At 68.9% G+C, this 23727-nt stretch carries 23 protein-coding genes; 18 read left to right on the forward strand and 5 right to left on the reverse strand.

Features of this window, described 5'->3' with window-relative positions; all coding sequences use genetic code 11:
- The first annotated feature begins 59 nt into the window (after window positions 1-59).
- From O3I_RS13950 to der, 9 genes are all read left to right on the forward strand, one after another.
- On the forward strand, window positions 60-1781 hold the full coding sequence (locus O3I_RS13950) for a CTP synthase (RefSeq protein WP_081593981.1): 1722 nt from the start codon (window positions 60-62) through the stop codon (window positions 1779-1781).
- Window positions 1782-1785: 4 nt separating this feature from the next.
- Entirely contained in the window at window positions 1786-2448 is a 663-nt protein-coding gene (locus O3I_RS13955; protein WP_014983571.1) for an NUDIX domain-containing protein, read from the forward strand.
- 12 nt (window positions 2449-2460) lie between these two features.
- On the forward strand, window positions 2461-3414 hold the full coding sequence (gene xerD, locus O3I_RS13960) for a site-specific tyrosine recombinase XerD (protein WP_014983572.1): 954 nt from the start codon (window positions 2461-2463) through the stop codon (window positions 3412-3414).
- A gap of 362 nt (window positions 3415-3776) precedes the next feature.
- Window positions 3777-4712 (forward strand): ParA family protein, encoded by a 936-nt coding sequence (locus tag O3I_RS13965; protein ID WP_014983573.1) that lies wholly within the window; start codon window positions 3777-3779, stop codon window positions 4710-4712.
- 200 nt (window positions 4713-4912) lie between these two features.
- Window positions 4913-5875: a segregation and condensation protein A gene (locus O3I_RS13970; protein WP_081594294.1), complete on the forward strand. Its 963-nt coding sequence runs from the start codon at window positions 4913-4915 to the stop codon at window positions 5873-5875.
- A 623-nt stretch (window positions 5876-6498) separates the two neighbouring features.
- Complete coding sequence (gene scpB / locus O3I_RS13975) at window positions 6499-7143, forward strand: SMC-Scp complex subunit ScpB (protein ID WP_041563774.1); 645 nt, start codon at window positions 6499-6501, stop codon at window positions 7141-7143.
- Window positions 7144-7152: 9 nt separating this feature from the next.
- Entirely contained in the window at window positions 7153-8727 is a 1575-nt protein-coding gene (locus O3I_RS43780; RefSeq protein WP_081593982.1) for a pseudouridine synthase, read from the forward strand.
- Window positions 8727-9470 (forward strand): (d)CMP kinase, encoded by a 744-nt coding sequence (gene cmk / locus O3I_RS13985; protein ID WP_014983577.1) that lies wholly within the window; start codon window positions 8727-8729, stop codon window positions 9468-9470. Before O3I_RS43780 ends, cmk begins: the two co-directional genes overlap by 1 nt.
- A gap of 11 nt (window positions 9471-9481) precedes the next feature.
- Window positions 9482-10885, forward strand: a complete 1404-nt coding sequence (gene der, locus O3I_RS13990) for a ribosome biogenesis GTPase Der (RefSeq protein WP_081594296.1) — start codon at window positions 9482-9484, stop codon at window positions 10883-10885.
- 83 nt (window positions 10886-10968) lie between these two features.
- On the opposite strand, the gene O3I_RS13995 is transcribed toward der, so the two are convergent.
- Entirely contained in the window at window positions 10969-11850 is an 882-nt protein-coding gene (locus tag O3I_RS13995; protein WP_014983579.1) for a hypothetical protein, read from the reverse strand.
- Between the two features lie 142 nt (window positions 11851-11992).
- On the opposite strand from O3I_RS13995, the gene O3I_RS14000 reads away from it, so the two are divergent.
- Together O3I_RS14000 and O3I_RS14005 are read left to right on the forward strand one after the other, a co-directional pair.
- Window positions 11993-12751, forward strand: a complete 759-nt coding sequence (locus O3I_RS14000; protein ID WP_014983580.1) for an acyl-[acyl-carrier-protein] thioesterase — start codon at window positions 11993-11995, stop codon at window positions 12749-12751.
- Between the two features lie 100 nt (window positions 12752-12851).
- Window positions 12852-13106, forward strand: coding sequence for a hypothetical protein (locus O3I_RS14005; protein WP_014983581.1), 255 nt, complete (start codon window positions 12852-12854; stop codon window positions 13104-13106).
- Here O3I_RS14005 and O3I_RS14010 read toward each other — a convergent pair.
- On the reverse strand, window positions 13103-14572 hold the full coding sequence (locus O3I_RS14010) for a mannitol dehydrogenase family protein (RefSeq protein WP_041563776.1): 1470 nt from the start codon (window positions 14570-14572) through the stop codon (window positions 13103-13105). The two genes, O3I_RS14005 and O3I_RS14010, sit on opposite strands and share 4 nt — an antisense overlap.
- A 146-nt stretch (window positions 14573-14718) precedes the next feature.
- Between O3I_RS14010 and O3I_RS14015 the strand changes: the two genes are divergently transcribed.
- The 6 genes from O3I_RS14015 to O3I_RS14040 all read left to right on the forward strand — a co-directional run bounded on the left by O3I_RS14015 (window position 14719) and on the right by O3I_RS14040 (window position 21179).
- Window positions 14719-15681 (forward strand): sugar-binding transcriptional regulator, encoded by a 963-nt coding sequence (locus tag O3I_RS14015; RefSeq protein WP_051066598.1) that lies wholly within the window; start codon window positions 14719-14721, stop codon window positions 15679-15681.
- A complete protein-coding gene (locus O3I_RS14020; protein WP_041562605.1) occupies window positions 15681-17039 on the forward strand; it encodes an ABC transporter substrate-binding protein in 1359 nt (452 codons plus the stop codon). The genes O3I_RS14015 and O3I_RS14020 overlap by 1 nt, the downstream gene beginning before the upstream one ends.
- A 2-nt stretch (window positions 17040-17041) precedes the next feature.
- Entirely contained in the window at window positions 17042-18010 is a 969-nt protein-coding gene (locus tag O3I_RS14025; protein WP_014983585.1) for a carbohydrate ABC transporter permease, read from the forward strand.
- Entirely contained in the window at window positions 18007-18849 is an 843-nt protein-coding gene (locus O3I_RS14030) for a carbohydrate ABC transporter permease (protein ID WP_014983586.1), read from the forward strand. The genes O3I_RS14025 and O3I_RS14030 overlap by 4 nt, the downstream gene beginning before the upstream one ends.
- Window positions 18850-18863: 14 nt before the next feature.
- Window positions 18864-19976, forward strand: coding sequence for an ABC transporter ATP-binding protein (locus tag O3I_RS14035; RefSeq protein ID WP_014983587.1), 1113 nt, complete (start codon window positions 18864-18866; stop codon window positions 19974-19976).
- A gap of 123 nt (window positions 19977-20099) precedes the next feature.
- Window positions 20100-21179 (forward strand): amidohydrolase family protein, encoded by a 1080-nt coding sequence (locus tag O3I_RS14040; RefSeq protein WP_014983588.1) that lies wholly within the window; start codon window positions 20100-20102, stop codon window positions 21177-21179.
- A gap of 45 nt (window positions 21180-21224) precedes the next feature.
- On the opposite strand, the gene O3I_RS14045 is transcribed toward O3I_RS14040, so the two are convergent.
- Complete coding sequence (locus O3I_RS14045; protein WP_014983589.1) at window positions 21225-21974, reverse strand: helix-turn-helix domain-containing protein; 750 nt, start codon at window positions 21972-21974, stop codon at window positions 21225-21227.
- A 302-nt stretch (window positions 21975-22276) separates the two neighbouring features.
- Between O3I_RS14045 and O3I_RS14050 the strand changes: the two genes are divergently transcribed.
- On the forward strand, window positions 22277-23098 hold the full coding sequence (locus O3I_RS14050; RefSeq protein ID WP_014983590.1) for a hypothetical protein: 822 nt from the start codon (window positions 22277-22279) through the stop codon (window positions 23096-23098).
- Window positions 23099-23117: 19 nt separating this feature from the next.
- Here the strand turns inward: O3I_RS14050 and O3I_RS14055 are convergent, their stop codons facing one another.
- Complete coding sequence (locus O3I_RS14055; RefSeq protein WP_014983591.1) at window positions 23118-23309, reverse strand: hypothetical protein; 192 nt, start codon at window positions 23307-23309, stop codon at window positions 23118-23120.
- A 68-nt stretch (window positions 23310-23377) separates the two neighbouring features.
- Window positions 23378-23584, reverse strand: coding sequence for a CsbD family protein (locus O3I_RS14060; RefSeq protein ID WP_014983592.1), 207 nt, complete (start codon window positions 23582-23584; stop codon window positions 23378-23380).
- Window positions 23585-23727: the final 143 nt, after the last annotated feature.

The following is a 23727-nucleotide window of genomic DNA, read 5'->3' on the forward strand; positions in this document are numbered from 1 at the left end:
TACAGCAAACGTGCGTGGCGTTACTTCTGGACAGTTGATCCGTGTTACCGTGAAGACCCGTGGGTCAAACACGGATTCAGGCGCGAACAGCTACGAAGCACATCTTCGTGAGCGGTGGAGTCGCCTCCTCATTGGGTAAAGGTCTTACCGCCTCCAGCCTCGGTCAGCTGCTGACGGCGCGTGGGCTGCGCGTCACGATGCAGAAACTCGACCCGTATCTGAATGTCGATCCCGGCACCATGAACCCGTTCCAGCACGGCGAGGTGTTCGTGACCGAGGACGGCGCCGAGACCGATCTGGATGTCGGTCACTACGAGCGGTTCCTGGACCGGGATCTCACCCGGGACGCGAATGTGACGACCGGGCAAATCTATTCGACGGTCATCGCCAAGGAGCGGCGCGGCGAGTACCTGGGCGACACCGTCCAGGTGATTCCGCATATCACCGACGAGATCAAGAGCCGGGTGCTCGCGATGAGCGCGCCGGACGCGCAGGGGCAGACCCCGGATGTGGTGATCACCGAGATCGGCGGCACCGTCGGCGACATCGAATCGCAGCCTTTTCTGGAGGCGGCGCGCCAGATCCGGCACGATGTCGGCCGGGACAACGTCTTCTTCCTGCATGTCTCGCTGGTGCCGTATCTGGCGCCCTCGGGTGAGTTGAAGACCAAGCCGACACAGCATTCGGTGGCGGCGTTGCGCAATATCGGTATCCAGCCCGACGCGCTGATCCTGCGGTGCGACCGCGAGGTGCCGCAGGCGCTCAAGAGCAAGATCGCGCTGATGTGTGACGTCGATGTCGACGCCTGCATCTCCACCCCGGACGCGCCGTCGATCTACGACATCCCGCGCGTGCTGCATCGCGAGGGCTTGGACGCCTATGTGGTGCGCAAGCTCGGGCTGCCGTTCCGCGACGTGGACTGGACCGTGTGGGGCGACCTGCTCGACCGGGTGCATTCGCCGCGCGAGACGGTCGAGGTCGCGCTCGTCGGCAAGTACGTCGACCTGCCCGACGCGTACCTGTCGGTCACCGAGGCGTTGCGCGCGGGCGGTTTCGCCTCGCGGGCCAGGGTGCAGATCCGCTGGGTGCCGTCCGATGAATGCGAGACGCCCGCGGGTGCGCAGGCCGCGCTGCGGGACGTGGACGCGGTGCTGATCCCCGGCGGGTTCGGCATCCGCGGCATCGAAGGCAAGGTCGGCGCGATCGCCTACGCCCGCAAGCGCGGTATTCCGTTGCTCGGGCTGTGCCTCGGCCTGCAGTGCGTGGTCATCGAGGCGGCCAGGTCGGTCGGTCTGGACGAGGCCAATTCGGCCGAGTTCGAGCCGGACACCCCGCATCCGGTCATCTCCACGATGGCCGATCAGGAACAGGCCGTCGCCGGTGAGGCCGATCTCGGCGGCACCATGCGTCTCGGCGCCTACCCGGCGACCCTGGCCAAGGGTTCGGTGGTGGCGCAGGCGTACGGCGCCGAGCAGGTGTCCGAGCGGCATCGGCACCGCTACGAGGTGAACAACGCCTACCGTGACCGGATCGCGAAGAGCGGGCTGCGGTTCAGTGGCACCTCGCCGGACGGGCATCTGGTCGAGTTCGTCGAACTGCCCGCCGACGTGCATCCGTTCTTCGTCGCCACCCAGGCGCATCCGGAGCTGAAGAGCAGGCCGACCCGTCCGCATCCGCTGTTCGCGGCGCTGGTCGCGGCGGCCCTGACCTACAAGCTGGCCGAGCGGCTGCCCGTGGACATCCCGGACGAAGAGTTCGTGAGCGCGGCGGAGCAGGCGTAGCGCGATGACGGTGGACGGGGGCGCTGCCGCACCGGGCAGCCACGATTTCGAGACGGTGTCGAGCGAAACGGTCTACAGCGGGGCGATTCTCGCGCTGCGGCTGGACCAGGTGCGGATGCCGGGCGGCAAGGTCGTCGAGCGGGAGGTGATCGAGCACCACGGTGCCGTCGCGGTCGCCGCGATCGATGACGACGACAATGTCGTGCTGATCAACCAGTACCGGCATCCGATCGGCAGGCGGCTGCTCGAGCTGCCCGCCGGCCTGCTCGATCTGCAGGGCGAGGACCCGCTCGTCGCCGCGCGGCGCGAGCTCGCCGAGGAGACCGGACTGGCCGCGCGGGACTGGTCGGTGCTGGTGGACGTGGCGCTGTCGCCGGGCTTCACCGACGAGGCGCTGCGCGTGTACGTCGCGCGCGGACTGTACGAAACCGACCAGCCCGAGCCGGAATTCGAGGAAGCCGATCTGGCGATCGTGCGGATGCCGGTCGCCGACGCGGTGCGCGCGGCACTGGCTGGGGAGATCGTCAACGCGACCGCGGTGGCCGGTGTGCTCGCGCTCGCCGCGGCGCGGGCCGGTGGCACCGAGCTACGTCCGGCGGACGCGCCGTGGCCGGGTCAGCCCACGGCGTTTCTGCGCCGCAAGGCGGCGCAGAAGTCCGCGGACTGACGGGGGCGCCGGGTGCTCGCGCGGGAACTGGACGCCTACCTCGACCATCTCGCGGTCGAGCGCGGCGCCGCGCGGAACACCCTCGGCGCCTACCGGCGTGACCTCGGACGCTATCTCGACTTCCTGACCGGGCGCGGCCGCACCGCGCTCGATCAGGTCGCCGAGGGCGACGTCGCCGAATTCACCATGGCGTTGCGCGCGGGCGGCGCCGACCATCCGCCGCTGGCCGCGAGTTCGGTGGCGCGCGCCCTGATCGCGGTGCGCGGGCTGCACCGGTTCGCGGCCGCCGAAGGTCTCACCGTCACCGATGTCGCGCACGCGGTGAAACCACCCGCGCCCGGCCGCAGGCTGCCCAAGGCACTGCCCTACGACCAGGTGCTGAAGTTGCTCGAAGCCGCGGGCGGCGGGGCAGTCGACGATCCGGACGCCGCGCCCGGCACCGACGGCGGACCGCGCGGCCTGCGCGACCGCGCGCTGCTGGAACTGCTCTACTCCACCGGCGCGCGCATCTCCGAGATGGTCGGACTGGACGTCGACGATCTCGATATCGCCGAACGCGCGGTCGTGTTGCACGGCAAGGGCGGTAAGCAACGCATGGTGCCGATCGGCCGGCCCGCCCTCGCCGCGGTGGACGCCTACCTGGTGCGGGGGCGGCCGATGCTGGCCGCCGCCGGTAAGGCGAACGCGGGCGCGTTGTTCCTGAACGCGCGCGGGGGCAGGTTGTCGCGCCAGACCGCGTGGCAGGTGTTGCAGACCGCGGCCGAACGCGCGGGCATCGGCGCCGCCGTCTCACCGCACACGCTGCGCCACTCCTTCGCCACCCATCTGCTCGACGGCGGCGCGGATGTCCGTGTGGTCCAAGAACTCCTGGGCCACGCCTCGGTCACCACCACCCAGATCTACACTCTCGTCACGGTGAACACCCTGCGCGAGGTGTGGGCCACCGCGCATCCCCGTGCCCGCTAGGGCGGCGCGGTCGCGGCACCGAGTATCGTCCGTCTGGAGCACATCCGGACAGCCGCGGGGAGGCGGAAACGGGACAGCTCGGACGAGTCACTCGGCCGCTTCGACATGCGTTTCAACGGTGACCCGGAGTGGCGCAGAGCGATACGGGGTAGCGTTTTGCTGTTCGCGGCCCGGCGTGGTGCCGCGAACACGCCGCGCGCGTCGCGGCTCTTGCACGCTCATAAGCGGTAGCGTCTATCGAGAGCTGGACCGTACGAAAGCGAGGTCGGGCCTGATCGGCTTCGCTACGCTCGGCGAGGCAACGGGCAGGAACGTATAAGGAGCAGCGGATCGTGACATCAGCCGGAGCGGCAGAGCCGCCGATGGGTGCTGGGGCGGAGCCGCATCCGGGTCCCGCCTCGGCGGCAGCGGCCGAAACCCTGTGGGGCACCGGGGCCGATCTCCCTGTCGCGGAGGACGCGGCACTCGGCCCGACCGGGCGCCCCCTGCGACTCGTGCCGGACCCGCCGCCGCTGGAACGGCACGGCGACGCCCTCATCATCGCCATGTGCAACCAGAAGGGCGGCGTCGGCAAGACCACCTCCACCATCAATCTCGGCGCCTCGCTCGCCGAGTACGGGCGCCGGGTGCTGCTGGTCGATCTGGACCCGCAGGGCGCGCTGTCCGCGGGATTGGGTGTGGCCCACCACGATCTCGAGCTGACCGTGCACGATCTGCTGGTCGGCTCCAAAGGCTCGATCGACGACGTGCTGATGCCGACCCGGGTCGAGAACATGGATCTGCTGCCCAGCAACATCGACCTCTCGGCCGCGGAGATCCAGCTGGTCAACGAGGTCGGGCGGGAGCATTCGCTCGGCCGCGCACTGCATTCCATCCGCGACCGGTACGACTACATCATCATCGACTGCCAGCCGTCGCTCGGGTTGCTCACCGTCAACGCGCTCGCCTGCGCCGACGGCGTCATCATTCCGATGGAATGCGAATACTTCTCGCTGCGCGGGCTCGCGCTGCTCAACGACACCGTGGAAAAGGTGCGTGACCGCCTCAACCCCAGGCTCAGCCTGTACGGAATAGTGGTCACCATGTTCGACGCCCGACTACTGCATTCGCGTCAGGTGATGGCGCGGGTCGTCGAAGTGTTCGGCGACCTGGTCTACGACGCGGCGATCTCGCGTACCGTGCGGTTCCCCGACGCCAGCGTCGCGGGCGAGCCGATCACCACGTGGGCGCCGAAATCCAGTGGAGCCGAAGCATATCGGGCGATGGCGCGGGAAGTCATCCACCGGTCCGGCCGGTGATCGGCGGCAACGACCCCGCACCACCCGCTACCACCCACACGCCCGGCCACGGGGTCGTCCACGGCGACGACCACCCGTCGGGCGACCTCCTGGAGCGGGCTGCGGCGCGCGCCGACGAGCCGGACCGTGCGGCGGACGAGGTTACGTCGACCCCGGACCTGCACACATCGGATCATTCCGCCGTACCCCATGATGTCCAGATGCCTGAGCAGCCCGCCGCGAACCCCGAGCCCCCTTCGGGGTCGAGCGCTGCCGAGCAGACGGTGCAGCCGCGTCCGCAGGGCGTGCACGACGGTGTGGCCGGGGGCACGGATGATTCGGTGGCGGCCGGGGCGGAGCAGAAGTCCGGGTTTCATCTGCGGTTGAGCAACTTTCAGGGGCCGTTCGATCTGCTGCTGACCCTGATCAGCTCACGGAAGCTCGACGTCACCGAGGTGGCGTTGCACAAGGTGACCGACGAGTTCATCGCCTACACCAAGGCGTTGACCGCGGCGCTGTCCGACGACGCCACGACGACGCTGCGCGCCGACAAGATCCTCGACCAGACCACCGAATTCCTGGTCGTCGCCGCCACGCTGCTCGACCTCAAGGCGGCACGACTGCTGCCGTCGGGGGAGATGACCGACGCCGAGGACCTCGAACTGCTGGAGGCGCGGGACCTGCTGTTCGCGCGGCTGCTGCAATACCGGGCGTTCAAGCAGGTGGCCGAGTTGCTCGGCGAATTGGAAGCGGTCGCGCTGCGGCGGTATCCGCGCGCCGTCGGCCTGGAGGAGCGCTTCGCCGACCTGCTGCCCGAGGTTACGCTGGGAGTAGACGCGCACGAATTCGCCGCGATCGCCGCGGCGGCGTTCCGCCCGCGCCCGGTGCCCAAGGTGGGACTCGACCACCTGCACAACCACGCCGTGTCGATCGCCGAACAGGCCGCGCTGGTGCTCGAACGATTGAAGCTGGCAGGAAAAGGCGGCTGGACGACCTTCACCGAACTGGTCGCCGACTGCACCGTGCCGGTCGAGATCGTCGCCCGCTTCCTCGCGCTGCTCGAGCTGTACCGAGGCAAGACGATCGAGTTCGACCAGCCCGACCCGCTCGGCCCCCTGTCGATCAGCTGGATCGGTGACGACGTCCAGACCAGCACCGTGACCATCGAGGAGGACTACGGGTGACCGAGCACACCGACACCCCGGTCTCGGCCCAACCGGACGCGGACCCCACCCCAGGCACGGACCCCGCGAAGGGCTCCGCAGCCGGTCCGGCCACGGCTGCGGCCGGTCGCCTTCGTCCCGCCGGGACTGGTCCTTCGCGAGGGGTCGAGGCAGACTCCGGTGCCGAGGACGTCGCTGTCACAACGGCTGCCGCCGATGGCTCGGCCGCTGCAGAGGCAAGCCCCGAGGTGGCCGCCGCCGCGCTCCCCGCAGCATCGTCCGCCCACGGCTCGGCTGCCGCAGACGAGGAGGCGATTCGCGACGGTGTGGACGCCGCTCTCGCGAGGGGCTCCGTCAGGGGTTCGGCTGCAGCCGGTTCGGTTACGGCTGCGGCGGGTCGCCTTCGTCCAGCCGGGACTGGTCCTTCGCGTGGGGTCGAGGCGAACTCCAGTGCCGAGGACGTGGCTGTCGCGGTCGCCGCGACGGTTGCCGCCGATGGCTCGGCCGCTGCGGCGGCTGGCTTGGAAGCGCCCGCCGAAGGCACGGCGGATCGTTCTGCCGAGGCATTCAATGCCTCCGACGCGGGCGATGCGTCCGCCGAAAACGTGCCCACGCACGACGCGACACCAGTCGCCGACAACACAGTGTCGGAGTTCACGCCGGAGTTTCTGGAGGATGCCGAGTTCCGGTCGGCGTTGGAGGCGATGTTGCTCGTCGTGGACGCTCCGGCCCCGGTAGAGCAGTTGGCGGCGGCGTTGGACGACACCACCGAGCGGGTGGAGGGGGTGTTGCGTGAGCTGTCGGCGGAGTTGTCGGCGCGGGGCAGCGGGATCGATCTGCGTTTCGTCGGAGACGGGTGGCGCTTCTATACTCGCAGCGAGTACGCGCCCTATGTGGAACGGGTGCTGCTCGACGGCGCTCGCACCAAACTGACGCGGGCGGCCTTGGAAACTCTGGCGGTGGTGGCATACCGTCAACCGGTGACCCGGACCAGGGTCAGCGCGGTGCGCGGCGTGAACGTCGATGGGGTGATGCGCACGCTGCTGGCTCGGGGCTTGATCGCCGAGGCCGGCGTCGACCCGGAAACGAACGGGACGACGTACAGCACGACCGAGCTGTTCCTGGAACGGATCGGGCTCGCGTCGCTGACCGACCTGCCGCCGCTGGCGCCCCTGCTCCCGGGCGTCGACCTGATCGATGAGATCAACGAGAGCTTGGACACGGACCCCCGTTACACCAAGCTGAAGAAACCCGCCGAGGCCGACTTGGACCTCGGCAGCGAGGATTGACAGGACAAAATGAATACGCCCGCTCGCCGAGATGGCACACCGGATCGTAGGAAACGCAGCGACCAGCCCACCAGGGGTGGCGCGACGCGAGACGCACGCAGTGCGGCTCGCGGGGGAACAGACCGCGGCAGCGCCCGCGGCGACGGGGGATATCGCGGCACCGCGTCCCGCGGAAACGCCCAGGGCGGCAACGCTTATCGCGGCAGCGCGGGGGGCGGCTCGTACCGGGACCGCCAGGACGGCGGCGGCTCGTACCGCGGCGGCGCTGCGCAAGGCGGCTCGTACCGCGATCGCACGGAAGGCGGCTCCTACCGCGGCCGCTCCGACGGTGACGGCCCCTACCGCGGCCGTAATGACGGCGGAAATACCCAGGGCGGCAACGGATATCGCGGCACCCGCAACGGAACTACGCAGGGCGGCAACGGTTACCGCGGTCGCACGGACGGTCCCGCCCAGGGCGGCAACGGTTACCGTGGCCGCACGGACGGTCCCGCCCAGGGCGGCAACGGTTACCGTGGCCGCACGGACGGTCCTGCCCAGGGCGGCAACGGTTACCGCGGCCGCTCCGACGGTCCCGCACAAGGCGGCTCCTACCGTCCCCGGACCGAAAACGGCTCCGCGCAAGGCAATTCGGGACGTGGCCCGGGCCAGGGCGGCACCACCCAGTGGGGCACTCCGCCGAACGGCATCCCGGTGCGCCGGGCCGCCCAGCCCGTGCCGACCGGCAAGAAGAAGAACCCGAAGCCGCAGAAGCAGACGCAGTCCGCGCCGCTGCTCAGCAACGCCAAGCCCGCGAAGCGGCAGCACGTGGAGCCCGCGGCCGCCGAGGGGCACGTCAAGATGCCGTGGGGCGAGGGCGAGCGTTTGCAGAAGGTGCTGGCCAAGGCGGGTGTGGCGTCGCGGCGCGCCGCCGAGGAGATGATCGCGCAGGGCCGGGTCGAGGTCGACGGCGCGATCGTGCGCGAGCAGGGTCTGCGGATCGATCCGCAGGTCGCGGTGGTCCGGGTGGACGGCACCCGCGTGATGGTGCGCGAGGAACTCGTGCACATCGCCTTGAACAAGCCCAAGGGCTGGCAGTCCACCATGTCCGACGATCTGGGTCGTCCCTGTGTCGGTGACATCGTCGCCGAGCGGGTGGCGGCGGGTCAGCGCCTGTTCCATGTCGGGCGCCTCGACGCCGACACCGAGGGCCTGCTGCTGCTCACCAACGACGGAGATCTGGCGCATCGGCTCATGCATCCGTCGTTCCAGGTGTCGAAGACCTATCTGGCCACGGTCAACGGCGAGGTGCACAAGTCGATCGGCAAACGTCTCAAGGACGGCATCGAGCTGGAGGACGGTCCCGCCAAGGTGGACAGTTTTCAGGTGCTCGAGCTGGGCGAGGGACGTTCGCTGGTGAAACTGGTGTTGCACGAAGGGCGCAAACACATCGTGCGACGGCTGCTCGACGCGGTCGGCCATCCGGTGACCCGGCTGGTGCGCACCAATATCGGTCCGGTCGCGCTCGGCGACCAGCGTCCGGGCACGTTGCGGGTGCTCGGTCGCGCGGAAATCGGCAAACTCTACGAGGCGGTGTCGTTGTGATGGGTGTGGAGATTCCGGTCGAGGCCCCTCGGCAGATGTCGGGGACCGGTCCGCTCGTGGTGGCGATGGACGGCCCGTCCGGTACCGGCAAGTCCAGCGTCTCGCGGCGCCTGGCGACCCGGCTCGGTGCCCGCTATCTCGATACCGGTGCGATGTACCGGGTGGCGACGCTGCGGGTGTTGCGCGCGGGTGTCGAGCTGACCGATGCCGCCGCGATCGGCGCCGCGGTGAAGGAACTGCCGCTCTCGATCGGTACCGACCCGAGCCGTGAGGTGATCCGGCTCGACGGCGAGGACGTCTCCGCGGAGATCCGCGGCGACGCCGTCACCAAGGCGGTCTCCGCGGTGTCGGCCGTGCCCGAGGTCCGGGATCTGCTGGTCGCGTTGCAGCGTGAGATCACCACGGACGCACAGCGAATCGTGGTGGAGGGCCGGGATATCGGCACCGTCGTGTTGCAGGACGCGGACGCCAAGATCTATCTGACCGCGTCGGCGGAGGCGCGCGCGCATCGGCGCAACCAGCAGAACATCGCCGAAGGCCGCGGCGACGACTACGAGGCCGTGCTCGCCGATGTGCAGCGACGCGACAACCTCGATTCCACCCGCAAGGTGTCCCCGCTGCGTCCGGCCGACGACGCCGTGCTGGTCGACACCAGCGACCTGAACATGGATGAGGTCATCGACGAGCTGTACCGCGTTGTCGCGCAGCAGATTTCGGTAGGCCGGACGGGAGGTTCGCAGTGACCGAAGACGTGATGGCCGGCGACGGCATCTGGAGTGACGAAACCGAGTGGGAGCTCACCGATCTCGACGGCGAGTTCGACGGTGAAGAGCTGCTCGCGATGCCGACGCTCGCGGTGGTGGGCCGCCCGAATGTCGGCAAGTCGACGCTGGTGAACCGGATCCTCGGCCGCCGCGAGGCGGTCGTCGAGGACATCCCCGGCGTCACCCGGGACCGGATTTCCTACGAGGCGAACTGGGCGGGCCGCCGCTTCCTGGTGCAGGACACCGGTGGCTGGGAGCCCGATGCCAAGGGTTTGCAGCAGTCGGTGGCCCGCCAGGCCGAGGTGGCGATGCAGACCGCCGACGCGATCCTGCTGGTGGTCGATGCCGTGGTCGGCGCGACCGCCACCGACGAGGCCGCGGTGAAGAAGCTGCGTCGCTCCAAGATTCCGGTGATCCTGGTCGCCAACAAGGTCGACGATCAGCGCATCGAGTCCGAGGCCGCGGCCCTGTGGTCGCTGGGTCTCGGCGAGCCGCGCATGGTGAGTGCGGCGCACGGCCGCGGCACCGGCGATCTGCTCGACGACGTGCTCGCCGTCCTGCCGGAGACGCCGCGGGAGGGCACCGGCGGGGTCGGTCCGCGCCGGGTGGCCCTGGTCGGCAAGCCGAATGTCGGCAAGTCAAGCCTGTTGAACAAGCTGGCGGGCGACGAGCGTTCGGTGGTGCACGATGTCGCGGGCACCACGGTCGACCCGGTCGACTCGCTGGTCGAATTGGGCGGCAAGGTCTGGAAATTCGTCGATACCGCGGGTCTGCGCCGCAAGGTCTCGCATTCCAGCGGCACCGAGTTCTACGCGTCGCTGCGCACCAAGGCGGCGCTGGAAGCGTCCGAGGTCGCGATCATGCTGATCGATGCCTCGCAGCCGATGACCGAGCAGGACCTGCGGGTGATCAGCATGGTCGCGGACTCCGGCCGCGCGCTCGTGCTGGCCTTCAACAAGTGGGATCTGGTCGACGAGGACCGGCGCCTGCAGCTGGAGCGGGAGATCGACCGGGATCTGGTCCGGGTGCCGTGGGCGCAGCGGGTCAACATCTCGGCGCACACCGGTCGCGCGGTGCAGAAGCTGGTGCCGCAGATGGAGACCGCGCTCGAGTCGTGGGACAAGCGCATCTCCACCGGTCGCCTGAACAACTGGTTGAAGGAAGTAGTCGCGGCGACGCCGCCGCCGATGCGCGGCGGTCGCCTGCCCCGCATCCTGTTCGCCACCCAGGCGTCCACCCGTCCGCCGACGTTCGTCCTGTTCACCACCGGCTTCCTCGAGGCGGGCTACCGCCGCTTCCTGGAGCGCAGGCTGCGTGAGGAGTTCAACTTCGACGGTTCGCCGGTGCGGATCTCGGTGCGCGTCCGCGAGAAGCGCGAGCGCGGCAAGAAGTAACGCACCCGCACCCTTTCCGGCTTCCCGCACCCGCTCTGGCATGGCACAGCGGGTGCGGGAAAGCGGAAGGGGTGCGTGGGTTTTCAGGCGAGGGCTGCGCCCAGCCGGTCGTAGCCGGGGGCGAGTTCGCACAGGGTGGCGGCGACCGTGCGGTCGTCGCCCGCCACCAGCGGGTACTGCAGGCTGCCGATCAGGCGGGCCTGCGTCGCGGCGAGTTCCGCCGCGGCGGTGCGCCCGAGCAGGGTCAGGCTCGCTGCGGCGTCGATCAACCGGCGGCTGCCCACGCGGATACCGAAGTCGGCCAGCAGGCCACGGATCTCCGGCGGTAGTCCCCGCGTGACCAGGTCGGCGATCGCCGTCGCGGCGTCGGACGCGCCCGCCGTCCACCGGATCGCTTGGGGTACGGTTGATTCCAACGCTTCGACCGGCGGGACAACCCGTTCCCGGACGAAATCCGAGCGCAGCACGAAGGGCGTATCGCTGTACGTCACCCGCTCGCCTCGCCAGGACTCGAGAAACTCCTCGGCCGGCAGTGTCGCGAACGGATGCCCCTGCGGATCGTGCAGCAGCACCGTGTCGCGCGCCACCGCCAGCACCACCACGTAGTGGTCTGCCCCGAGCGCGGCTTCGGCCCCGGGCCGATAGGTGAGCAACCCGAGATCGAGCGGACCGACCAGCACCGGCCCCCGTGTGCTCGCGTCCCGCAACCGCTCGAGTGCGGCCGCAGCCGACCCGCCCGCGCTGCGGGTGCACGACCAGCCGAGCGACTCGATCGCGGCACTCAGCCCGATCTCCGGGTGCCAGCCGACCGGATCGAAGAACGGCACGGTGCCGCCCTCGAGCTGGGCGCCGAACGGCGACCCGGTCAGCGTCTCGATCACCCCGGTCGACGGGGCGTGCGCACCGAGCAGCATCGCCAGGGAGTTGCTGTAGCAGTAGGGAACCGAACCGACATAAGTGTGCATGGCGTCGAGTCAACGAGCTGACACCGTGTGAGGGTCAACCCCCCGGTGTGACGGCCGCGGCCACGACGCGCAGATGTGAGATACGCGACGCGCCGACCGTGCCGCTGCGCGCGCAGGCGGCCCGACCTGGCAGTATCCCTGCATGGTCATTCCCAGCGTGCTGCCGGAACGTCCGACCACCGGAACCCCGTTCGAGACGGGATGGCCGGTACGTCTCGCCGACACCGACGGCGAGCAACATCTGCGGCTCGACGCCATCGCCCGCTATCTGCAGGACATCGGGTTCGAGCACCTGGACGCGGTGGACGACGGCGACGCCCATCCCGGCTGGGTGGTGCGCCGCACCGTGATCGACGTGCTGAAGCCGATCCTGTTCGGCGAGCGGGTCACGCTGCGCCGCTGGTGTTCCGGGCTGTCCAATCGCTGGTGCAACATGCGGGTCCAGATCGTCGGCAGCGGGGGCGGCCTGGTCGAGACCGAGGCCTTCCTGATCCATTTCGGCACCGAATCCGGTCTGCCGGCGCGAATGAGCGACCGCTTCATGGCGCCGATGCTGGCCGCCACCACCGAACACCGCCTGCGCTGGAAGGCGGCACTCGCCGAGCCCGCGCCCCGCATCGACGCCGCCGACATCCAGGTGCGTCCCTTCCCGCTGCGGATCACCGATATCGACATGCTCGACCACGTCAACAACAGCGTCTACCTGAGCGGCGTCGAGGAGGTCCTGGCCGAGCACCGTGACCTGAAGTCGGGCGCACACCGCACCGTCATCGAGTACGCGAAGCCGCTGAAGTCCGGTGATCAGGTCGCGCTGGTCGCGCAGCGCACGGGCACCGAACTCGACATCTGGTTCACCGTCGGCGGCGAGACCCACGCCGTTACCCGGGTGCTCCCGCTCTGACTCTGGTCGGCGCGGGACGTCCTGGTGGTGGCGGCACCAGAAGTCGGGGGCCAGCAATTGGGGGCGTTGGGTGATCGCGTTACCGCATTAATTTGAGGTCATGCAGAAACTGATGGGTACGGTCTCCCTTCGCACGTTCGCCGTCTGCGCCACGATCGGCGCCGGTGTGGCCCTGGGGCACGGCACCGCGTCCGCGCAGACGCCCGACGCACCGTCGATCGCCAGTGGCGCGGACCGGGTCGCCGACCCGCACGCACTGGCCGGTCAGTTCGTCCGGGCGCTGAACACCGGGTCCTCGGGGCTGTGCCTGCCGTTCGCGACCGGTAGCAACGCCGGGACACCGGGCTGCGGTTAGCCCGCGAGTTCGGCGACCGTCGCGCGAGCCCCCTTGGCGTACAGCGAATCCAGCGCCGCGACGTACTCGCGTACGAACCGCGGCTCGTCGATCAGATCGCCGAAAACCTCGCGGTCGCTGAGGAATGCGGTGCGGTCGGTGCGCTGGCGGCGGGCCAGCGGGCCGAGGCGCTCGCGCAGCCGATCCACGATCTCGATCGGTTCACCCTGTTCGTCGGTGCCTTCCGCGTACCGCGCCCAGCTGGCCACAAGTGCTGCCGCGCAGGTGATCTCGCCGCCGTCGGCGAGGCGGCGGCGGATCACCGGCAGCACCCACTTGGGAATGCGGTCCGATGATTCCGCGCAGAGCCGGGCGATGGTGTCGCCGATCGCCGGGTTGGCGAACCGTTCGATCAGCGTCTGCTTGTATTCGGCCAGATCGACGCCGGGCACCGGCAGCAGGGTCGGGGTGGCCTCGGCGTCCATGTAGCGCAACAGGAATCGGCGGAACACCGGATCCAGCGCCGCGTCGTGCACGAGCCGATAGCCGCTGAGATAGCCGAAGTAGGCCAGCGCCTGATGGCTCGCGTTCAACAGGCGCAGTTTCATCAGCTCGTACGGTGCGACATCGTCGACGAGTTGCACGCCGACCGCGCCGTAGTCCGGCCGGCCCAGGGTGAACGAATCCTCCAGCACCCACTGGGTGAACGGCTCGGTGACCACCGGCCACCCGTCGCGCACGCCGAAGCGCCGCTCGACCTCGGCCGCCGCGTCGGGCGGTGTCACCGGTGTGATCCGGTCGACCATGGAGTTGGGGAAGCGCACCTCGGCGGCTACCCAGTCGCCGAGTTCGGCGTCGCGCAGCCGGGCGAACGCGCTGAAGGTTTTGCGGGCGACCTCGCCGTTGCCCTCGATGTTGTCGCACGACAGCACGGTGAACGGCGCGATACCGCGGGCCCGCCGCCGGGCCAGCCCCTCGGTGATCAGTCCGAAGATGGTGGCGGGCACCGCATCCGGGGCGAGATCGGCCTGGATGGCCGGATCCTCGGCGGCGAATTCGCCGGTGGTCGCCGAGATGTGATAGCCGCCCTCGGTCACGGTGAGCGAGACGATGCGGGTGCTCGGCGCCGCCAGTTTCGCCAGCACGGCCTCGGGATCGTCCGGGGCGTAAAGGTATTCGACGATCGAGCCGATCACCCGGGCGGTCCAGCCGCCATCCGGGGCGAGCACCGACAGCGTGTAAAGCCCGTTCTGCGCGGTCAATACGTCGCGCATGCGGCGGTCGCCGGGCAGCACGCCCACGCCGCAGATACCCCATTCGCGCGCCTCGCCGCGCTCCAGCAACCGGTCCAGGTACATCGCCTGATGCGCGCGGTGAAAGCCGCCGACGCCGAAATGCACTATGCCGGTGGTGATCTCCGCCCGATCGTAGGCCGGTGTCGCGATATCGGAGCCGAGGTTCCGTAGCGTCGCGGCATCGAGCGGCACGCCTGTGTCCCAAGTCATAACTACCCCACCACTGTTGTGTACGTCACATATCGGATGGTACCCTCTGTGAGCAGGAGATCACATGCTGAGCATATGCTCAGACTCATTGAGGAGGCCATGTGGCCACCGTCCCATCCCGGCCGGGTATGCCGGATGACGTCAGGCTCGCGCTCCGCGCCGCGCAGCTTTATCACTTGGAAGGCGCTACTCAAGCCGAAATCGCGGCCAAACTCGGTGTTTCGCGACCGACCGCGGGCCGGCTCATCGCCCGGGCGCGCGCCCAGGGGTTGGTGCGCATCGAGATCAGCCTCCCGGACGACCTACGCGACACTGTGCACACCGAACTGGAGCGCGAACTCGAAACGGCGTTCGGCCTGACCGAGGCGGTCGTGCTGCGCGACGTGCCCGATGGTTCGCCGTCCGGCCTGCAGCCGCTGGCTCGCGCGGCGGTGGCCGTGCTCACCCGCCGGTTGCAACCGCGCGACACCCTCGGATTCACCTGGGGCCCAGAGACGATCGCGGTGGCGCACGAGCTGCACACCAAGGCGACCCGGTGCACGTTCGTGGTCCAGCTGGACGGGTCGATGACCTCGGGCGACTATCAGACCGGCGTCGAGTACACCCTCGGCCGCTGCGCGACCTACCTGCAGGCCACCCCGGTCCGGTTGCACGCCCCGCTCTACGCCGACCCGGCGACAGTCACTGCGCTGGAACAGGATTCGGTGCTCGGCAAGCCGATGGCGCTCGGCCGGCACGCCGAGGTGATGATGTTCGGCGTCGGCACGGTGTCCACCGCGACCACGCTGTTCGAGGGCAGCTACCTCGATACCGCGATCCTCGGCGAACTGCGCGGGCTCGGCGCGGTGGGGGAGATCGGCGGCCGCTTCTTCCGTGCCGATGGCCGCGACGTCATGGGATCGCTTGCCGCGCGGACGGTCTCGGTCGCGCTCGACGCCGTGCGCGCCTGCCCCGCCACGTTGCTGATCGCCGGCGGCGCGGCCAAGCACGAAGCCACCCTCGGCGCGCTGCGCGGCGGGCTGGCCAAGATTCTCGTCACCGATATCGAATGCGCGCGGTGGCTGCTGGAGCAGAAGGAGGGTGCGGCCTGATGCGAAGGCACAGCCCGATACGGAGAAACATACTGGCGCTGGTGATTTCGGCCGTGCTGGCCGCAGCGGGCTGTGCGGGCGCCGGCTCGTTCGGCGCCGGCGGCGACACGGTCACCATCGCCATGGTCTCGAATTCGCAGATGCGCGACGCGATCGCGCTGTCCGGGGAGTTCGAACGCGAGAACCCCGGGACCAAGCTGAAATTCATCTCGCTCTCGGAGAACGAGGCCCGGGCGAAGATCACCGCCTCGGTCGCCACCGGCGGCGCCGAGTTCGACGTGGTGATGATCAGCAACTACGAGACCCCGCAGTGGGCCGAGAACGGCTGGCTGACCGACCTTTCCAGCTACGCGCGCAATACGCCGGGCTACGACGAGGAAGATTTCATCCCGTCGCTGCGCAAGTCGCTGTCGTATCAGGGTTCGATGTATTCGGTGCCGTTCTACGGCGAGTCGTCGTTCCTGATGTACCGCAAGGATCTGGTCGAGCAAGCCGGTCTCAGCATCCCGGCCGAACCCACCTGGGAGCAGGTCGCCGCCGCGGCCGCGAAACTGGACGATCCCGCGGCCGGGCGGTCCGGTATCTGCCTGCGCGGCAAGCCCGGCTGGGGTGAGTCCCTGGCCCCGCTCAACACGGTGATCAACACCTTCGGCGGCCGCTGGTTCGACGAGAACTGGCATGCCCAGCTCACCAGCCCCGAGGTGGTGCGGGCCGTCGAGTTCTACATCGACCTGGTCCGCACGCACGGCGAACCCGGCGCGGCCACCAGTGGTTTCGGTGAGTGCGCCACGCAGCTCGCGCAGGGCAACACCGCGATGTGGTACGACGCCACCTCGGCCGTTTCGGTGCTGGAGGACCCCGCGTCGAGCAAGGTGGTCGGCAAGATCGGCTATGCGCTCGCGCCGATCATGCAGAAGCCGAACGCGGGCTGGCTCTACACCTGGTCGCTCGGCATCCCGAAGACGACCGACAAGCCTGACGCGGCATGGAAATTCGTGTCCTGGATGACCAGCAAGCCCTACATCCGGATGGTGGGGGAGAAGCTCGGCTGGTCGCATGTGCCGCCGGGCAGCCGTCTTTCGACCTATCAGATACCCGAGTATCGCGAGGCGTCGAAGGCATACGGGCCGCTCACCTTGTCGGCGATGGCCGGTGTCGACCCGGAGAATCCCGGCGTGCGACCGGTGCCGTACACCGGCATCCAATTCCTGACCATTCCGGAGTTCCAGGATCTGGGCACCAGGGTGAGCCAGCAGATCAGCGCCGCGGTCGCGGGCCGGATCAGCGTCCGTGCCGCCCTCGACCAGGCGCAGCAGTACGCCGACGTGGTCGGGCGCTCGTATCGAGAAAGTCAGTGACAATGTCGGAAACCACCACCGCACCAGCAGCTTCCGCGCCTGCCGCGACCGAGTCGGTACCGCCGCTGGTCTCCCGCCGCGACCGGATCTCCAGGGCCGAGGGCTGGCGGCGGCGCGGTCCGCTGCTGCCCGCGCTGATCTTCATGATCGTCGTCACCCAGCTGCCGTTCGTGTTCACGCTGTACTACTCGACCCAGTCGTGGAACCTGGTCCGTCCGGGTTCGCGGCATTTCACCGGCCTCGACAACTACGCGGAAGTGTTCCGCGACAGTCAGTTCCGTCAGGTGGCGCTGAACACCGTGATCATGATCGTCGGTACGGTCATCATCTCGGTGGTGCTCGGCCTGCTGCTGGCCCTGCTCTTGGATCGGGCGTTCTTCGGGCGCGGCATCGTGCGCACGCTGCTCATCACCCCGTTTTTGGTGACACCCGTTGCGGCCGCGCTGATCTGGAAGACCACGATGCTGGACCCGGTGTTCGGTCTGGTGAACGTGGTGCTGAAACCGTTCGGCGCCGGACAGATCGACTGGGTGAGCCGTTATCCGCTGCCCGCGGTGATGGCCGATCTGGTGTGGCAGTGGACGCCGTTCATGATGCTGCTGATCCTGGCCGGACTGCAGTCCATGCCGCGCGACATCGTGGAGGCCGCCCGGGTCGACGGCGCGAGCTCGTTCGCGGTCTTCCGCGAGCTCACGCTGCCGCACCTGCGCCGGTTCATCGAACTCGGCGCGGTACTCGGGGCCATCTACCTGGTCAACACCTTCGACGCGGTGTACATGATGACCTCCGGCGGTCCCGGCATCGCCAGCTCCAACCTGCCGTTCTACATCTATCAGCGCGCGTTCCTCGGTTTCGACATCGGTCAGGCGGCCGCGATGGGTGTCATCACCGTCATCGCGACCACCGTGGTCGCCACCTTGGCCCTGCGCCTGCTGTTCAAGTCCTTCACCGGAAAAGAGGAGGCGGCATGACCGCGCAACAGGTTCCGGTCCGCCGCAGGCGAAGCCGCAGCGGCCTGCTCTGGACGGTGCTCGCCTGGGTGGTCGGCATCGGGTTCTTCTTCCCGGTGCTGTGGATGGTGCTCACCGCGTTCAAACAGGAGGCCGACGCCTACACGGATCCGCCGAAGCTGTTCTTCACCCCGACGCTCGACCAATTCGCGGCGGTGCTGGACAGCGGTATCGGCACCACGTTGCTGAATTCCGCCTTCGCGACCGCGATGTCGACGATCCTGGTGCTGCTGCTCGGCCTGCCCGCCGCCTTCGCGCTGTCGCTGCGGCCGGTGCGGCGCACCCAGGACGCGCTGTTCTTCTTCATCGGCACCAAGATGCTGCCGGTGGTCGCGGCGATCGTGCCGCTGTACGTGATCGTCGGCGATATCGGTCTGCTGGACAATATTTGGGCGCTGGTCGTGCTGTACACCGCGATGAACCTGCCGATCGCGGTCTGGATGATGCGCTCGTTCTTCCTCGAGGTGCCGAGCGAGCTGCTCGAGGCCGCGAGCATGGACGGCGCGAGTCTGTGGACCGCGGTGCGCGAGGTGATCCTGCCGCTCGTCTCACCCGGTATCGCCGCGACCGCGTTGATCTGCGTCATCTTCTCGTGGAACGAATTCTTCTTCGCGGTGAACCTGACCGCCGTTCAGGCGCAGACGATTCCGGTCTTCCTCGTCGGTTTCATCACCGGCGAGGGGTTGTACTGGGCCCGGTTGTCGGCCGCCGCGGTGCTCTCCGCGCTCCCTGTCGTCCTTGCCGGTTGGATCGCGCAGAACAAGCTCGTGCGCGGCCTGTCCTTCGGCGCCATCAAGTAAGGAACACACCACTCATGGCCACCATTCGTTACGACTCGGCGTCCTGTGTCTACGCCGGCGCCGACAGTCTCGCGGTCGACTCGCTGGATCTCGATATCGCCGACGGCGAATTCATCGTCCTGGTCGGACCTTCGGGCTCGGGCAAGTCCACCGCGCTGCGCATGCTCGCCGGGCTGGAGGAGATCGACGCCGGTTCCATCCGCATCGACGGTGCGGACATGGTCGGCGTGCCGTCCAAGGATCGCGATATCGCGATGGTCTTCCAGAACTACGCGCTGTACCCGAACAAGACCGTGGGCGAGAACATGGGTTTCGCGCTCAAGATGATGAAAGTGCCGCTGGCCGAACGGAAACGACGGGTTGCCGAGGCCGCCGAGCTGCTCGGCCTCACCCCGTTCCTGGATCGCAAACCGGCCAAACTGTCCGGCGGGCAACGACAGCGGGTCGCGATGGGCCGGGCGATCGTGCGGGAGCCGCGGGTGTTCTGCATGGACGAGCCGCTGAGCAACCTCGACGCCAAGCTCCGGGTGCAGACCCGCACCCAGATCGCCGCGCTGCAACGACGGCTGGGCACCACCACCGTCTATGTCACGCACGATCAGGTCGAGGCGATGACCATGGGCGACCGGGTCGCGGTCCTGCGCGACGGCCGGTTGCAGCAGTTCAGCACCCCGGCCGAGCTGTACGACCGGCCGGCCACCGCGTTCGTGGCGGGTTTCATCGGCTCGCCGTCGATGAATCTGTGCACGGTGGCACTGGTGCCCGGCGGGGTCGAGATCGCGGGCAGCACACTGGAACTGCCGCGTGCACGGCTGACCCGCCTGGCCGAACTGGGCTTGTCCCGGGTGACCGTGGGCATCCGCCCCGAACAGCTCGAATTGCGCAGGGATGCAGAAGGTTTCGAGGTCACCGTGGAGTTGATCGAGGAACTCGGCAGCGAGTCCTACGTCTACGCCCGCCCGTCCGGCGCCGCGGTGACCGGCCTGGACGGGGAGTCGTTCCTGTTCGTCGCGCGCTCGGCGATGCGGGCGCCCGCGCGGCTCGCCGAATCGGTGCGGCTCGCGGTAACCGATGCTGCCGCAGTGCATCTCTTCCATCCGGAGACCGGTGCCCGGCTCGCCGACTAGCGCGATCCGACCATGCGCAAGGTGTTACCACTTCGTGTGCGGACAAATGGGTTGACGGCTACTAACGTTCCATGCTGAGCGGTTGTGGCCCCGCCGCTGACGACTACCGCACCGGAGGTCCGCGTGACTGTCGAAGCCCCAGCGAACGGGAAAACCGCCCTGCGCAACGTTCGGGTCTTCGACGGGCACGGACTCACCGAGCCGACGACGGTGGTGATCGACGGGGCGGTGATCGGCACCGACCCGGCCGGGGCCGAGGAACTCGACGGGCACGGGGCAATCCTGCTGCCCGGACTGATCGACGCGCACGTACACCTGTCCGGCGCGCACTCGCTGGACCAGCTGGCCGCGCACGGCGTGACCACCGCGCTCGACATGGCCACCTGGCCGGCCGAGCGCTTGGACCCCCTCCGAAATCGACCGGGGACCACCGACATTCGCAGCGCGGGCGTGCCGATCATCGGTCCGGGCGGGGTGCACGCGCACCTACCGGGTTTGGCCGAGCAGTCCGTCATCCACGGCGTCGAGGACGCCGAGACCTTCGTCGCCGAGCGCGCCGCGGCGGGTTCGGACTACATCAAGCTGATACTGGAAGCCCCGGGCGCGGGCGGTCCCGACGCGGCGACGGCGAAAGCGGTGGTGGCGGCCGCGACCGCCCGGAATCTGCGCACCGTCGTGCACGCCACGTCGCTGGCCGCCTACGCCCTGGCGCTGGATATCGGCGCCGACATCATCACGCACGTCCCGATGGACGGACAGGTGCCCGCCGCGGACGTGCACCGGATGGCGACCGAGGGACGGGTGGCCACGCCCACCCTCACGATGATGCAGGGCATCGCCAAGGCGCAGGGCGTGCTCGGCTTTGCCGACTGCCTCGCCACCGTCGCCGCGCTGCACACCGCGGGCGTCGCGGTGCTCGCGAGCACCGACGCGAACGACACCCCGGGTGTGCCGTACCAGCCGCCGCACGGTGACTCCCTGCACCGCGAACTGGAACTGCTGGTCACCGCCGGACTGTCCACGGCCGAGGCGTTGCAGGCCGCGACCAGCTTGCCCGCCGAGCATTTCGGGCTCACCGATCGCGGCGCCGTCGTCCCGGGCAAGCGGGCCGATCTCGTGCTGATCGACGGCGACCCCCTCGCCGACATCCACGCGACCCGCACCATCACCAAGGTCTGGTGCGCGGGCATCGCGCACGACTGACCGCCCCCGGTGTGGCGTCCGGACCGCGCCGGACGCCAACCGGTTTCAGAGTGACATCGCCCCGGTCGACCTGAGCAGTCTGGTGAGGTTCGCGCTCACCAGGCCGGCCGCCCGCAGCACCGCCTCCGCGACCGCGGGCACCCGGGGCAGGTCTGCCACCGTCGCCGCCAGCGCGGCGACCACCTCCCCGGACGGTCCGCGGACCGGCGCCGCCACACACGCCAGCCCGAACCGGGTCATGTCGGTGTCGTAGGCGAGTCCGCGCTCGCGGGTCACCGCCAGTTGCCTGCTCCATTCCCGCTGGGAATAGCCGGTCGGCGGGGTGGTGACGGTGCGCCCGATGGCGAGGGCCTGCTCGGCCGCCGTACCCGGCGGCAGCAGCACGCCCGCGCGCAGCGGAAAGATCTCATCGATCTCGCGCCCGATACCGCCGATCAACATCGTGTGCCCCCGATCGGTCACCGCGAGACTGAAACCCCCGCGATCCGAGGCCGCGGTCAACTGCCCGAGTGGCCGCGCCGAGGCCGCCCTGAGCAACCGCGCGGGCTGCCAGGTCTGCCCGAGCCGATACACCCGGGGGCCGATTTGATAGCGGCCGCTGCGCCGTTGCACCGCGCCCTCCACGACCAACTGGTTGAGCAGCCGGTAGGCCGTGGCCTTCGGCAGTCCCGCGGCCGAGGCCAGCTGTGTCAAGCCGACCTCGTCCCCTTCCGCGAGGACCTCCAACAGGGCGAATGCGCCCTCCAATACGCCGCGGCCCCCCATAGCCGCCCGTTCGATCGTCGCTTCGTTCACTCTCTGTCCTCCCATGCAGATAACGCAACGAACCGAGCACGTCGTTCTTATCGCTCGTGGTCCAACAAATGGAACGCCCGGTTCGCTCATCCGACCGTTCGCTTCCGAACCGCGGCCGACCAGCGACAACATTGGTCCGTCGCACCGCATGGGCGCCGGGACATTCCAACTGACGAACAACAGTCTCCGGCGCAGGCCCTTCACCCACGTTTCATCGGCGTCTCACGACGTCACGACGGGTGTTCGACGGAGGCGGCCACTACTCGGGGGAAATTTCGGCAGACGAAATCGAGGGAGAACAAATGGTCGACAGCCTCTTCGCGGATGTGTCATATTTTCAGGCGCCGGTGGACGATTCCTACCCGTTCGGCATCCTGAGCTTCCGCTCCAACGACGGTACTTTTCGCGATCCCAACTTCGCCGCGAACTACGACTGGGCTTGTCGCGCGGTCGATTCCGGCCGGTTGGCGTGTTTCGTCGTCTACTTCTACTGGCGCCCGAACTGGGGCGAGACGGTGCAGGTCCACCAGGACATGGTGGCCAGGGCCGGCGGTCCGCATCCGCGGATGATCACCATGATCGACGTCGAATCCGGAGGCAATCCCGGCGGGGATCATTCCGATGCGCTCAATGGGACCTATTGGAGCGTCGCCGACTGGCTCGGCGACACCCGCCGGGTCATCGGCTACGCGAACAGCGGTGACTTCTTCGGCATGTGGTCGCACCGGCCCGCGGGCCTGCGCATGGTCGGCGCCGGTTACGGCCGCAATCCGAACCTGCCCGGTCAGATCGCGCATCAATACACCGACGGCCAGGGCTACGGCGGCGGCCTGCCCGAGGGCTGCCCGCCGTTCGGCGACTGCGACATGAACATCGCCTACGGCATGTCGCCCCAGGATTTCGCCGCGGCCTGCGGCGTCGGAATAGAGGAGGAATTCATGTCCGCATTGAACGAGTTCGAGCAGCGCGAGCTGCTGGACAAGACCCGCGACATCTGGACCCAGCTGCGTGGGCCGGACGGCCAGGGGTGGGAGCAACTCGGCAAGAACGAGAAGGGCCAGAACCGCACACCGGTCGACGCGCTCGCGGCGGTCGAGGAGGCGTTGCAGCAGCCGCGCACCTAGTGCGGACGCGCGCGGCCGGTCAGGCTTTGTGCGGCAGGATGCTCAGCACGAGCACCAGCCCGCCCACGATGCTGGCGCCGGCCGCGACCGTCGCGCCGAGCGAATGCGTCAGCGCCGCGACGGCGACGGTCAGCGCGAGCGAGGTCGCCGCGGCGAGCACCGCGGTGCCCAGTTCGATGCCCGCGATCCGGGCCGGTCGTTGTTCGGTCACTGTCTTACCTCTGTTCGAGCCGGAGACGGTGCGCGGCCGGGCAAACCGGCCGCACACCGCGGCGCGGGCTACTTGCCCAATGCGCTCTTGGTCTTGTCCACCGCGTCACCGATGGCGTCCTTGACGTTGTCCACCGCGCCCTTGACGGCGGCCCCGACCTGATCCGCCTTACCCTCGGCAGCCAGGTCCTCGTCGCCGGTCGCGTTGCCCGCGGCCTCCTTGGCCTTGCCGCCGAATTCGTCGACCTTGTTGCCGATCTTGTCGCTCAGAGACATCGAAACCTCCTGCTGCGTTCGCGCGCGTCCGGGTCGGATGCGCATGTCCTGAAGACACGGCGCGCGGGGGAAAGCGCACGCAGCAACCACTGAGACAACGATCACGTCATACTGGGCCGTGACGGTTTCCGATCCGCGGTGTC

Origin of the sequence: Nocardia brasiliensis ATCC 700358 (genome assembly GCF_000250675.2) — a bacterium.
In the GTDB taxonomy this organism is placed as follows: Bacteria; Actinomycetota; Actinomycetes; order Mycobacteriales; family Mycobacteriaceae; genus Nocardia; species Nocardia brasiliensis_B.